Here is a 14284-nt window from a genome sequence, read left to right as displayed (position 1 = left end):
CCCAACTAAGGCCTAATCAGGCCTCCGGCCTATACAAACTAATAACCGCATTTACTTCCGAGTCACTCCGCAATAGCGGTTGCCAATCGAAGAGGTAAGCGTGTTCTGAATAATAATCTAGCAAGACTTCGGCTAACTTGGCCAAGGCTTGCTGGCGTTGGCCGCTGGCAAGCAAACAGGCAATGTAACTGTAGGCAATTTCGGCTTCGTACAAGGTTTCATTGGCCTCTTCCAGCACCTTTAACGCATCTTGTGGCCTCAGCATTTCGAGGTAAAACCATGCGAGGTCGAGCCATAGCTGGCTGTTATCTGGTGCAAGATCGAGCGCTTCATCATAGGCTTTTTCTGCTAAGTCGAAGTCACTAACAGAGAAAGCAGCTTCGGCCAATGCCTGATAATAGTTTTCGTCTTCGCCGTTCATCCGAATAGCTTTGCGAAAGAAACTCAAAGCTACCGCCCACTTTTCCTGGGCAGCATAGCATTCGCCAATCTTAAAGATCACTTCATCATTGTGCGGCTCAATGCGGGCGGCTTGCTCAAGGTAAGCGATAGCCGTTTCGTGCTGGTACATCTCATGGTAACAACTGCCCATACGAAGCAGTAAGTCGCCATCGGTGCCAAACCGTTCGGCCATCTCATTGTACGTCTCAAGCGCTTTATCGGGCTGATGGTTTTCGAAGGATAGCTCAGCGAATTCGAGGTAAGCTTCTTCAAAATCAGGGTCAGCAAGAAACGCATACTCGTAGGCTTCCAGCGCCTCTTCTGATTTTCGCAAATACACGAGCGCTTGCCCCAGGTAATACCAAGCAAAAGCATTGTAAGGGTCTTCGTCAATAATCTTATTGTAAAGAACACAAGCTTCTTCATGCTTGCGGCAGAAGTCTGTGCAAAGGCTCACTCTTTCCAGGGCTCGTTCATTGGTCAAGTCGGCCTCTAGCGCTGCTTTTAGCGCATAGAACATGTGCTCGTACTGCCCTTGCCGTTCGTAGGCTATCGATTCAACCAATAGTATTTCACTCAGGTCTTCCGCACTTGCCTGTAGTTTGTAGGGAGCCAGGCGTGCTAATCCTGCCTGGTTTTTTCCGGTACGAATAAATGCTTCCGCTAAGAGTAAATTGAGTTCAAAATCGCCGGGAGCAAAGGTAAGGGCCAGCTCTAAAATTTCGAGCGCCTGTGTATGTCGGTTGGTATAGATCAGAAGCTGGGCTTGCTGCACGTAAAAATCAGTAGAGAACTTGTATTGTTCGCAAGCAAGACGGGCGACCGTGAGGGCTTTTTCAAACTGCTCTTCGTTCTGATAGTATTCTATCAAATCATGATAAGCTTCAACATCCAGAAAAGCCGTGGACTCACCTGTTTCGTAGGCGGTTACCAAGTCAACAATCCTGGTGTCCCAATCACCTTTTCTTCGTCTATTCATATCTTTGTGTTGGACTGGAATCAATCTTGTAGCTACCTCTCGGGGCTTCCTATATTATACGTAAGAAAGCAGCTAGTTTGTTACAAAACAAAGCAAAAGAAATGAATCATTCCATACAAGATACAAAAGTATTATGGCTATCCGCCACTACTTCTACCGGATTGTTGTCGGCGGTCTCGAATTTGACGTAGTAAATCTCTTTTAAATTCCGTTTCAGCCTGGGGCAACAGCATAAGTTTACGTGCCGGAACTTTTGTTCTTACGTCAGTGTAAAACTGGCGTTTTAGTTGCAGCATGGCTTCATCTAGCTCGAGTCGGCGTAAGATCAACTGGTCGGCTTCGGCCTCAGTAGTAGGGCGTGATCTTTCTGTGCGAAAAGATTGTTTGAGGCTTGCTTTTTCGGCCTCATATTCATTAAATACCTGCCAAAAATGGGCGGCCTCTGTACTGTTCAGTTTCAGACGTTGGGTGATGTAAGCCGCACGTTGCGCGCGAATCTGATCGTTTTCCGGCACCCAGTCTCCATCTTGAGCACGGGTGCTCAAAGTGAGTATTACGCAGCATAGTAGGAGCGATAGTTTCTGTATTATCATGACTTTACTGTCGTTTTTATTAAATGTTTTCATCAAAAAGCTCTGAAACGTCCATCTCATCCAGCCAGTCTTCTGCTTCCAGGTATTCTTCAATGGCTTCTGTGCTGATACCGGTGCCCGGAACCATCTCGTTATCGGCTTCCACAGCAGATGCAGCTAACAAGTCTACCTCAAAATCATCAAGGTTACTGGCTACATAGTCTTGAAGGTCTTCTGTCGAAATGCCACTCCAGTCTGGTTCCGCAGAGGCGGTCAAAGTAGTACCAGCATTTTGTGGATACCAATACCAGTAACCAAGTGCAAGTACGACCACCGCAGCTGCGGCCATCCGCAAAAAGCGATTAAAACGAACAATTTTACCAGCTTTGGGTTTAGCTGTCGTCGCATTCAGTACCTCGTCCGTCAACTGATCAAGATAGCCAGACGGGAGTTCCCATTGCGGGATTCCCCCTTGCTTTTCTAACAAGTATTCCGCTTTTTGTTCGCGGAGTTCTTGCCTGATATTTTTTTGCTCTTTCATCTTAGTATTGCGCAGAAAATAAACTGTGATTTTATTTTCGTGCTGTTTCTTATTTACTTAATTGGGCTTCAATTTTCTTAACAGCATGGTGGTAACTGGCTTTCAAAGCACCTACCGAAGTGGTGAAAATATCGGACATCTCCTGGTAGCTTTTTTCTTCAAAATACCGCAAGCTGAATACTGCTTTTTGCTTGGGTGGTAATTGGGCGATAGCCTGATCCAGTCGTTCCCGCACATAGGCACCATCCATGTGTAATTCTGCACGCGCTTCGGGCAATACATAATCATCATTGCCGGGGCTCACAAATAAACGCCGCTGCCTTTTTCGGCGCTCCAAAAAAGTGAGTGCTTCATTGGTCGCTATTCGGTACAACCACGTATACAACTGGCTGTTGCCCTGAAATCGCTCGATGCCTCGATAGGCTTTTACCAAAGCGTTTTGCAAAACATCGTTAGTATCCTCATGGGTATGCACCATGCGACGAATATGCTGATACAACCGATCACCATAGGTATTCACCAACAGCCGGAAGCCTCGCTCTCGTTGAGCTGGCTCTTGCATAAGACGCAAAATTTCCTGATCAGTATCGGCTGGTAGCAATATTAACAGCTTTTGGGTTTAATGATAACCTGATGTTTCTACATAGCACCAGAAACTTGGACTTCTAAACTTCATTTAAGTTTAACGCCAGGATTCGTTTTTTATCAAGCTATACGTTTTTCTATAATGTATTCGTTTAGAGCTTGTTTGGGAATTTCATTTGGTGAAAAACAAATATCCCAAATTAGAGGAAAGAAAATGATTGATGCTTCCTTATTTCCAAGGACTTACGAACCTGTCGTCGAAATGAAACCCTTACTTAGCCCGCTAAGCTCGGCTTTAATTTCTTAGTCAGAACCGTAATTCTTTGAAAATTAGTTCGCAAAACTCCCAAACAAGCTCTTATTTTGCCGAACCCTATTTACTACTGGTACCAAAATAGCATAGCATGAACAAACTTCTTATTTTACTACTGCTTGGCAGTTTCTCCATTTGGCAGCCTTTGACTGGCCAAGATTATTATACCGCGTTTGTGGGCTCGTTTGTAGAAGTCCGGCCTCAGGATTTTTCTAAAATCCGTTCATTGGGCTTTCTTTACGTACAAACAGGCGAAGGCAATTTACAACAAGTTTTCCTTGGGCAGTACCCCAAAGTTACCGCCGCAGAAGGGGTTGTGGAAGCACTACAGGCGGAAGGCTTTACCAGTGCTCAGGCCCTTCCGGGAAAATATACGCAAGGTATAGATGTACCGGTCATTCAAATTGCTACTCGTTATTCAAGTAAGGTCATCAACTGGCAAGACCTGAGCAAAGCGGGTCCGCTGAATGTTTTATTGGCCGATGGCGCCGTAAAAGTACTGACAGGTACCTTTCCTGATGTGGAAACGGCCAAAGCTCAACTTCCCCGTATCCGCAGTCTTGGTTTTGAAGATGCTTTTGTAAAAATGGTTAATAGTGGCCGCTTGTTACCGGTGACCAATTTAGCTACAGGTATCAAAGAAGACCTTATTCCGTTGAATCTTTCGGATCAAAATACGGTTCCTCCAACGGAGGCTCGCGGGCCAGGAACACCTGTTCGCCCGGAAGAAATGGAAGTTTCAGAGAGTGGTATTATTACTAAAAATCCTCCTACTGTACCTCGCCCCAGTACTCCGACTATCCCTACTCCTCCTGCCAACAATTCAACAACATCTCCTATTGAGCAGCCAGTAAGCGTGGTAAGCTCAGCAGAGGAGAAGCCTGTGTCTCGCTTGCCAGAAATCAGAGGTAATGTAAAACGTAATTCCGTTATAGCCCTACAGCGCGTGCTCAAGAATAGCGGTTTCTACCAAAGTAGCCTAGATGGTTATTACGGTACAGGTACCACCCAGGCATACGAACAGATGCGAACGCAAGATTTTACGGTACGGAAGTACCAACAGTTAATTCCCTTTTACCAAAATGTAAATGCTACTAAAAAGCAAAATGCCTTACAGCTAGCGATTCGTGAGTTGCCTTATGATCCCAACGCACCATTAGTGATTGAAGGTGATCAAACAGCGATAGGCTTGGCTTATCAGGCCTATCTTTCGTTTACAAGCTTGGGGGCCAGCGCAGGGGTCAATCAATTGATGAATGATGCCATTAAGGCTGCTTATTTGAATAGTGGCGTAAGCACCAGTGTATTCAATTATCGGGCTACTTATGCTTACCAGGGGCTAGATCAGCTCTTGCTTCACCTCTTTTATGTACACGCGGCCCCAGCGGTGAGCTACTTGCTGCCTTGCTGGGTAAATGATCGGCATCCAGCCGCTACCCAAAGTGCGTTAGAACAAATGGGCGATTATCGCCGACTGCTTCAGCAAGAAAACTGTGGCACCTTTACCGCCTGGCCCGAGGTACAATTGCTACAAACCATTGCGATGGATCTCAATCCGGCCGCTATCACACAAACAGAAGCGTTGCAGGAAGCAGCAGGCCGCCAAAACATCCTTTATTACCAAACACAAGGCCTGCCTGCTACAGAAGCTACGATACTGGAAACCTGGCAGCAGAACCTTTTCCGCAACGTCGATCGCTGGTCGGGGGCAGACCCCCTCCTTGCGCCTACAGCTCAGGCGCTGAAAATGGCTTACTTCCAGGCGCAAGTCAGAATCGAGGACCATTTTCTTGATCAAGGGGTGACCGAAGCAATAGCCCGGCAGTTATCTATCGCTTCGCTGCGTGCAATTGCGGGAGTGCCTTTGAAGCGATTTGAGTAAGGAGATTGTTGAGTATAGGGTAAGTTCGCATCAACACACACACACACATCATAATTAACCAATGACGTCACTTATGAATAAATTATTTTTTCAGTCTTTAATATTCGTTTTTATTACTTCCTGTGCTTCTATTCCCCATAAATCATTGGAAAGAAAAGCTCAGTTAGAGGCTGAAATTCGTGAGAAAGTGACGTTTTTAGGAGAGGCGGAAAGTTTCAGTTCTATAGAAAATAAAATGTTAGCGTATAATATTCCGGCGTTATCTCTTGCTGTAATTCATCAAGGTGAGATTGAATGGGCTGATGTTTATCAAAATGCCAACTTTTCCGACGAACAAAAACTGGATGCTTCAAGTATTTTCCAGGCAGCGTCACTGTCTAAACCGGTAACTTTCCTAGCGGCACTGCGTATGCATTCTGCTGGTGAAATAGACCTGGATAAAAACATCGAAGATTACCTCAAGGATTTTGAATTGCCCCAAGGCAAACAAACAGCCGAAAACCCAGTTACGTTTCGTAATCTCTTCGCCCATACTTCAGGAATCACTCCCGGAGGATACCAGGGATACGCTAAAGGTCTCGTCGTGCCCTCTGATATAGATATTCTAAGGGGGACTGAAGGAGTCAATTCCCCAGCGATAGATGTTATCAGACCACCTAATGAAACCCTGGCTTATTCTGGTGGTGCTTACACATTAGCCGAACTGGCTCTTCAAGACATATACAATGATGAATTCTCGAACATCATGAGAAAATGGATTCTTGAACCTGCCGGCATGAAACATTCTGAATTCACGCAGCCCCTACCTGCCTCGAAAGCTAATCAGGTAGCAAAGGGTTACGTTCAATCAGGAGATGTTTTAGATGGCGGCTGGAGAAATCATCCGGAACAAGCCGCAGCTGGACTTTGGAGTAACGCTACTGATATGGCTAAATTTCTAATTGAAATTTACAATGCCTATCAAGGCAAAAAATCGATATTTTCACCGTCAGATATAAAATCGATACTTAGCCAAGAACGAGACGGCCAAGTTTACGGATTCATATTAAATCGGGCTGGTGATGATGTTTCTATCACTCACTACGGAGGCAATGCCGGTTACCGTACAGGTATGACAATAGACCTTGCAAGTGGAAATGGCTTGGTTTACTTGATCAATTCAGATAATGGAGGGGCGCTAGGGAACGAATTACTTTTATCAGCCTCACAGGTATATAACTGGCAACATTTTAAGCAAACAAGTGTCTCTCGGAAGCAAGTAAATTCCAGTGACTTAAAGCAATTGTCAGGTGAATACAAATGGAACAATCAATTAAATCTTTCTGTCGAATATGATGAAAGCAACAACCTGATTTCACTAATATTCCCTAATGGAGACGAGTACAAGCTCACCCCAATTGTTGGCGATGAGCTTAATTTTATTCACCCAAACACTGGTGTCGAAGTTGCATTTTTGATGAAGGATGATTTTAAATCCTTCACACTCTATGGGCAAACTGCTGTTAAATTGTAATTCAACACGGATGCTAACAGTGTCGTATAACAGCAATAGTCGCTACAAGCAGTTATCGAATTAAGGAAGTTTAACCCATCTTCCTCTCAGACAGCTTAAAAAACACCTCCAAAGTGTTGTACACTAAACAAGCAGCTCAAAGGAGGTTAATGTTACAAAACAAATTGAAAAGATGATAGGTATCATTATTATTCTTGCAATTTCTTGGCTGTTATTATTCTTAATTGAAAAGAAAAGCATTCTATCACTAGGGATTCTTCCAATCATTAAAAGATTAAAAGAATTCTTAATCGGATTCCTAATTACGGCAATACTTTGTGCCATTGTTCAATATACTGAATCACTCCTAAAGTCATCGACTTGGGTTTCAAATGAGACTATCACACCTCTAATTATTCTAAAATCATTTTGGTGGGACTTAAAATCTGTATTAACTGAAGAGTTGATTTTTCGTGGAGCTATCCTATACATTCTAATCCAAAAAATTGGCACAAATAAAGCCATTCTAATTTCGGCCATTACATTCGGGATATATCATTGGTTTTCTTTTGGCGTTCTAGGAAACATTTTAGCTATGGCTTTAGTGTTTTTGGGAACTGGAGTAATGGGATATGCTTGGGCTTGGGCTTTTGCCAAAACAAAATCAATAATGCTGCCTTTAGGGCTTCATCTTGGATGGAATTTTATCCATAACACAATTTTCTCAAAAGGGCCTTTAGGGGAATTAGTACTGATTGCTCAAGGTGGAAATGAATTATCTGGTTGGATCTCTTTATTAAACTTTGTTTTAGGCTTGGTTTTCGTGCCGATTTTAATATTAATCTATGTTAAATATTTTGTACCCGAAGAGAAATGAAAATGCGGTTAGATTATCAACATTTAGAGCAAAACACTATTGATGATAGCCGTCGCTAATAGGTCGCAGGCATTAACAAGGGCTACCCTTCAGAACATGAGGATTTATAAAAACATCCAGGAAAAGAATTAAAAACGCAGAATTGATATTATTTTATCCCTCCTTAGCCTTGCATTATTAACCATCTTTTACCTATCTTTGAAAAACATAATATGTTATCCTGAATTTAGGGTTCCCATGAACCTGTCTTGAGAAAACTTCACAACAAAACTCACAACCCCATTTATTTCCCCGGTTAAGTGAGTTACTGACTATTTAATTTTTTGCGATAGTACGTAGGTATTGTCCCGTAAGGGAAACTACCTCTTATGACTTTGTGTGTACACAGAGTTGAGAGTAGCTTGATGGCTAGCGTGCGATAGCTTTTTTTAGTGCTGTAGCAAGCTGAAGCTGCTAGGTCTTACGACCCGGTCGTTGAGGTGAGATATGGTACGTCCCAAAAACAACTTCAACATGGTACCCTTCTTTCACGTGCTGCTTCGTGCAGCTACGGTAGTCACGTGCTGGCTACTGCTCCTATCTCCGAGCCTTCGGGCCCAGGATTTTATCTTTTCTCAGTTTTTTAATACCCCTTTGCACCTTAACCCGGCTTATGTTGGGATCAATGGCGGCTTGACGGGTACTGCTACCTATCGACGCCAGTGGAACCAAATTCCTAGTGGCTTCAACTCTTTCTATGCCTCCGTAGAGAGTTTTGAGCCTTGCCTGCCGGGAGCTATTGGCCTCAGTATCGCTCGTGATGTCGAAGGGGAAGGCCTCTTAACGACTACTGCGGCCAAGCTACAACTCGGTTTTGTGGCCCGCATCGAAGGCCGACGATCAGTGCATAACTTTCGTTTGGGGATTAGTCCCTACTGGATGGAAAAACGTATTGATTGGGATCAACTCGTTTTCTCGGATCAGCTCGATCCTCGTTTTGGGAATGTCAATGCTACGGCTTTCGATCCAGGGAGCCGGGTACCAGTGCAGTTTGGTGGTGTCGATTTTGGTTTTATCCACCGGGTGGATATTCGCAAACGCGGAAAAGAAGACCTGCAATTCGATTACGGCATTGCGCTGAATAATTTGCTCAACATCAGCTTTAATACCGGCCCTATTGAATCTTTGCAAGGGCTGGACACCCCACTTCCTTTGCGTTGGACGGCGCACGGAAGTCTTTACCTGCCTTTCCTCAGTGTTGGCAACGGCCAGATCAATCGCTTTCGACTGGTGCCTCAATTCCGTCTGGAAGGACAGGGCGGCATCAACGCTACGACCCTCGGTCTAACGGGGCTGTACCAGGGAGGGTCACTAGGCTTGTTTTACCACAATAGTCACCCCTTTGCGGGTTTCCAGAATACGGATGCTTTAATCGCCTACCTCGGGCTAGCTTTCGATTTGGATAAACGGCAAGCGCTGGAGATTGGCCTTAGTTACGATATGAATATTGGTGGCTTGCGCTCCGCTTCTGGTGGAGTGGTAGAAGTTAACATTCGCTACTATCTCCAGAGTGGAGGTTTGTTTTGTAGTGTGCTAAGCCCAAATGGTGCAGGCAAAAAGCGATCAGGTGGTCGCCGCGGCAAGGGCAGTGTGCAGTGCCCGCCTGTGGGCCGAAGCCATCATCGCCGCTGGAACAACATTTGGTATCGTTAACATCCCCGAAAATCCGTCTGAATACTATGCAACTATCAATACGTCTGTCGCTTCTGGCCTTGATCGGAAGCTTAAATTTTACTTTAAATGCACAATGTATCACTGACGAGTGTGGTGATATTTTTGCCGACTGGGCCTTGCTCAGCGAAGAAATTACCGTCTGTGAAGGAGCAACCTTCGAGGTCATTAACCAAACGATCATGCCCGATATCGACTTCTACGTCTGGGATTGGGGCAATGGTGATCGGGATACGGTTTATGAAGTTTCTAATTATTTCTACACCTACCTTTTTGATGAAGGCACGGCCTGCTCGTCGGGCAATGACTTCGTCGTTTACAATATAAGCCTGGAAATTTACCGTTTTTGCGAGGAGGGGCAGAGTTGTCATACTCAGATTGCGCCGGTGGCTATACGTTTTAAGCCACGTGCAAATTTCAGTGCCCCTCCTATCGTTTGTGCCGGTGATTCCATTGCGCTAACCAATAGCAGTTGCCACGGTGATGAATTCCTATGGTTATTCGGTGATGGCACGACCTCTACCGACCCCAACCCTGATCATGTTTTCGATACTGCGGGGGTATACGATGTGACCTTGGTAGTGACCAACCAGTGTGGAACAGACAGCCTCACCTTACCCGTAGAAGTGCTCGATAAGCCCGTAGCCGGAAGTACTGCCAACGGAAGCGATGCAGCCATAGGTTGTGTACCCTTGACCGTCACGTTTGGCAACAATTCTGATTTTGCAGATGATTATCTCTGGACTTTCCCTGATAGTGCGGGCGTCGTTTTTCTGGATACGTTTAATGCGCAAAGCCCAACTCCGACGGTGGAGTTTACGGTACCAGGGACTTATACCGTCAGTTTACAAGCCAACAACCTCTGTGGGAGCAGTGAATGGACGACAACCGTAACAGTGCTGGCGCCTCCCCTTATCGAATTGGAAGAAATACCGACTTTTTGTGATTCTGCCAGCGTACAGTTGGGCGATTATTTACTCACAGAAGGAGATATCAGTACCTATAATTGGTCGGTGAGTGGGCCTTCGATGCCTAATATCCCCAATGGAGCCAACCCATTGGTAAATTTTAACCAGGTAGGTGACTATGCTATTGACCTCGTGGTCAGTAACGGGTACTGCCCGGATGCAAGTGATAATACCGTGCTTTCTATCCAGGGATCCGAGGTGGTGTTGCTGGAGTTATCACCCCTCGGTCCCATTTGCGATGCTTCCGACCCAGTTTCCTTAACTGCATCCCCCGCAGGAGGATTCTGGTCGGGGCTAGGCATCGATTCCAGCGGTATTTTTGATCCTTCCATTACAGGTTTAGGGTCATTTAATGTGCAATATCAAATTTTGGATGGGGCTTGCGTTTATGGAGACAGCATGAGTATTGACATCCTATTGGGCGAAAGTGTTACGATAGCCGAAAACCTTGATCTATGCGAAAACGAAGCTTTAGTACAGCTGGATTTCAGCCCCACAGGCGGCAGCTGGTCAGGCCCGGGCATTGTCGATGATCAGCAAGGTGTTTTTGACCCAGGTCTTAGCGGTACGGGCTCTTTTGATCTTGTTTACAGCTTGCTGGATAGTAGTAATTGTTTGCTCCGAAAGGAGACCATTGTAAATGTACAGGAGTTGCCTACGCTGACTTCGCCTGATACTTCTGCTTTTTGTATAGATGCAGGGACATTGATATTACAACAAGAGCTTAACCCTACGGCAATGCCTGAAGGTGGGCTATTGAGTTGGTCAGGTGATTTTATTACCGATAGTGCTAATGGCACCTTTACCAGCCCGGGTGAAGGCATATATTCCGTGCAATTATCCTATGCGCTCGAGGCTTGCACCGCTGCGACAGAAGTCATTATCACGATAATTGACCCTGAAGAAGCGGTGGTGGGCCCAGATCAAAGCGTCTGTATCAGCGAAGGTTTGATTACCCTGATGGGCACCCCTGCTGGCGGGCAATGGACTGGCCCCGGCATCATGGACGCTTTCTCTGGCGAAGTAGATTTGGCAGCAGCTGGCAGTGGTTCTTTTGATTACACCTACACCATCGCCGAAGGCAGTAGCTGTGAAGTTAGTGATGCTTTGATGCTCGATATTCAAGGGCCAGGTAACCTTGATGCGGGCACTAATCTAGCCTTTTGTGTAGGGAGTGGTATGCAAAATTTACCTGCCCCTACTCCTGCGGGCGGTACTTGGTCGGGGCCCGCTTTGGCAGACCCTGATCAAGGTGTTATTAACACAAGCCAGCTCTTGTTGGATACCGTATATTGGTATCAATATTCGATTATCAATGCCAATACCGGCTGTAGTTTTGCTGATAGCGTCGGGGTCGAAATACAAGCTATTCCTGAAGCCGTCTTCAGCTTACCAGACTACGTATGTGCTGCGGCTGATATCCGTTTAGGCGCAAGCCCACAAGATGGTGTTAGCTATACTTGGTTGATCGATGGAACTCAAATGCTAAATGGAGATAGTGTAAGTTTTTCGATGGCGAACACAGGAACTTTCCCAGTAGCCTTGACGGCAACTAACACTGCGGGTTGTAGTCGTTCGGCAGATGGAGAATTGGTAGTGACGAGTTTGCCCGATCCTGCTTTTGCATTGGATACGCCAACAGGCTGTGGCCCACTGAGCGTTAATTTTGCAGATGTAAGTACTGGCGTTGATTTACAATATGACTGGACGCTAGGCAACGGAGAAAGCAGTGCACTTCCAAACCCTCAAGGTGTTGTTTATGCACCAGGGCTTTTTGACACCACCTATCAAGTGATGGTAGCTGTGAGTAATGCCTGTGGTGTTTCAATGGCGATTGATACCGTGACAGTCTTGTCGCGCCCTGTTGCTGGATTTGGCATTCCGGTAGATGATGGCTGTGGGCCTTTGGAAATCAGCTTTGCCAATACCAGTTTAGGAAATGCCGAGAGTTACTTTTGGAACTTTGGCAATGGCTTCACTTCTCAAGATTCCTTGCCCGGCATGCAGGTCTTTACCACGCCAGATACCGCTGCCACGACTTATATTATTCAGCTGATTGCGAGTAACAGCTGCGGGAGCGATAGCAGCTTCCAAGAGCTGCTGGTCAATCCCAGCAATGTCACGCCTTTTTTCGGGGTAGATACTACGCAAGGCTGTGTGCCTCTGAGTGTGGATTTTACGAACTATTCTTCCTTTGGTTCGGCGGTAAGCTGGAATTTCGGCGACGGTACCACCTCTGACCAGGCGAACCCTGTGCATACTTTTGTGAATCCGGGATACTACACCGTCTACCAATATGCGATTACAGCCTGTAGCGAAGATTCTACATCTATCAATATCGAGGTGCTGCCCAGCCCTGAGGCTTTGTTTAGCCACCCTCCGGTCATCTGTCCGGATCAGGAGATTGCGTTTACAAATGAGTCCTCTGATTTCCAGACGGTATTTTGGGATTTTGGTGACGGCCGCAACAGCACTGCCACCGATCCGGTTCATCAGTATGAGCAGCCAGGAACTTATCAAGTGACAATGATTATCAGCAATACGGCTTATTCCTGTCAGTCGAGTTTTGCGAGTACCGTTACGGTCAGGGAAAGGCCCGAGGGCACGGTACTCATGGAAGGCGCGAGTGGTTGCCCCCCCTTGGATGTTTGTTTCAATGCGACGGCTACGAACGCTGATTTTTACGAATGGGATTTCGGAGACGAGAACAGTTCTACGACGCTGAACCCTTGCCATACGTTTACGGCATCAGGTTTGTACACGGTGAGTCTAAGAACAGCAGATTTGCAAGGGTGTTTCTCCAGTTACGACACCGTTAGTGTGGTCGTTTTTGAGGAGCCGCAAGCAGGATTTTCCTTACCGGAAGAAGTCTATTGCGGTGAACAGCAGGTGATTGATTTTGCCAATACCAGCACTGGAGCGACTTCCTACGATTGGACGTTTAGCAATGGCATAAACAGCAGCCTTACGTCTCCAAGCATCACCTTTTCGGGACAGGGGGAATACAGTGTACAGCTACTCGCCAACAATACCTTTGGCTGCCAGGATGTTCTTCAGCGTAATTTCCAGATTGTCCCTCAACCACTAGCGGATTTTGCGCCTATTCTGATTGACGATTGCGCACCACAGACGGTCGTTTTTGATAACGCGACACTCAATTCCACCGACTATTACTGGGATTTTGGCAACGGAGAGACCTCTACCGAGCCCAATCCGGTTATTGAATACAGTGAAGCTGGCAGCTACGATGTGAGCCTGGTCGCTACTTATGATGGTCTTTGCTTTGATTCCCTCCAACTCAGCGGCAGCGTCAATCTACTTCCCCGTCCAGTGGCTAATTTTACGTGGGAACTTCCTACAGATATGTATCGTGGTATTGTGCTCTTCAATAATGAGAGCACTGGCGCTGATAACTATTTATGGAATTTCGGGAATGGTGCTAGCAGTACAGAAATCGACCCGGTGCATGATTATGAACAGAACGGAAGTTGGCAAGCAGCGCTCATCGCCAGCTCGCTGAATGGCTGTACGGATACGGCGTATGTAGATGTAAACCCCGACTTTATGTACGATATTTTCTTTCCCAATGCCCTTTCGCCGGAAAGTGGTAGCGGCGATGTGCGCGTCTTCAAACCTGCAGGTATTGGCCTCGCTTCGTGGACGCTGGAGATCTTTTCGCCCTGGGGGCAAAGGGTTTTCGTTTCCGAAGAACTTAGCGAAGATCAACCCGCCGCAGCTTGGGACGGTCGCTATAAAGAAGAAATTTTACCACAAGGAGCTTATGCCTACAAGGCCAAAGTGGAATACCTGAATGGCGTGCAGCGGATTTACACGGGGAGTGTGACTTTGTTGAGGTAGGGGGCTTTGTGCGAAGAGCGGGGCGTAGTCTGGGCTTCAGCCCGGGCGTGGGTTGGATGGTGACTT

The 14284-nt window shown here is 46.2% G+C and carries 9 protein-coding genes; 5 read left to right on the top strand and 4 right to left on the bottom strand.

Annotation, left to right across the window (positions count from 1 at the left end; genetic code table 11):
- Positions 1-16 precede the first annotated feature (16 nt).
- From A3EU_RS0116660 to A3EU_RS0116645, 4 genes are all read right to left on the bottom strand, one after another.
- On the bottom strand, positions 17-1420 hold the full coding sequence (locus A3EU_RS0116660; protein WP_020537328.1) for a tetratricopeptide repeat protein: 1404 nt from the start codon (positions 1418-1420) through the stop codon (positions 17-19).
- Between the two features lie 137 nt (positions 1421-1557).
- Positions 1558-2013 (bottom strand): hypothetical protein, encoded by a 456-nt coding sequence (locus A3EU_RS0116655; RefSeq protein ID WP_156825797.1) that lies wholly within the window; start codon positions 2011-2013, stop codon positions 1558-1560.
- A gap of 19 nt (positions 2014-2032) precedes the next feature.
- A complete protein-coding gene (locus A3EU_RS0116650) occupies positions 2033-2533 on the bottom strand; it encodes a hypothetical protein (protein ID WP_020537326.1) in 501 nt (166 codons plus the stop codon).
- A gap of 49 nt (positions 2534-2582) precedes the next feature.
- Positions 2583-3095: an RNA polymerase sigma factor gene (locus A3EU_RS0116645; RefSeq protein WP_044086116.1), complete on the bottom strand. Its 513-nt coding sequence runs from the start codon at positions 3093-3095 to the stop codon at positions 2583-2585.
- 427 nt (positions 3096-3522) lie between these two features.
- On the opposite strand from A3EU_RS0116645, the gene A3EU_RS0116640 reads away from it, so the two are divergent.
- The 5 genes from A3EU_RS0116640 to A3EU_RS0116615 all read left to right on the top strand — a co-directional run bounded on the left by A3EU_RS0116640 (position 3523) and on the right by A3EU_RS0116615 (position 14218).
- Complete coding sequence (locus tag A3EU_RS0116640; protein ID WP_020537324.1) at positions 3523-5313, top strand: peptidoglycan-binding domain-containing protein; 1791 nt, start codon at positions 3523-3525, stop codon at positions 5311-5313.
- A gap of 73 nt (positions 5314-5386) precedes the next feature.
- Positions 5387-6826, top strand: coding sequence for a serine hydrolase domain-containing protein (locus tag A3EU_RS0116635; RefSeq protein ID WP_020537323.1), 1440 nt, complete (start codon positions 5387-5389; stop codon positions 6824-6826).
- A gap of 172 nt (positions 6827-6998) precedes the next feature.
- The gene (locus A3EU_RS0116630; protein WP_020537322.1) at positions 6999-7682 is read left to right on the top strand and encodes a CPBP family intramembrane glutamic endopeptidase; all 684 of its coding nucleotides are present in this window, start codon (positions 6999-7001) and stop codon (positions 7680-7682) included.
- A gap of 513 nt (positions 7683-8195) precedes the next feature.
- On the top strand, positions 8196-9374 hold the full coding sequence (locus A3EU_RS0116620) for a PorP/SprF family type IX secretion system membrane protein (RefSeq protein WP_020537320.1): 1179 nt from the start codon (positions 8196-8198) through the stop codon (positions 9372-9374).
- Positions 9375-9400: 26 nt separating this feature from the next.
- A complete protein-coding gene (locus A3EU_RS0116615; protein WP_020537319.1) occupies positions 9401-14218 on the top strand; it encodes a PKD domain-containing protein in 4818 nt (1605 codons plus the stop codon).
- Positions 14219-14284 lie beyond the last annotated feature (66 nt).

The sequence above is a fragment of the Lewinella cohaerens DSM 23179 genome, from assembly GCF_000379805.1.
GTDB classification, from domain to species: Bacteria; Bacteroidota; Bacteroidia; order Chitinophagales; family Saprospiraceae; genus Lewinella; species Lewinella cohaerens.
The sequence above is the reverse complement of the archived record's forward strand: the minus strand, read 5'-3'. Positions and strand labels throughout refer to the sequence as shown.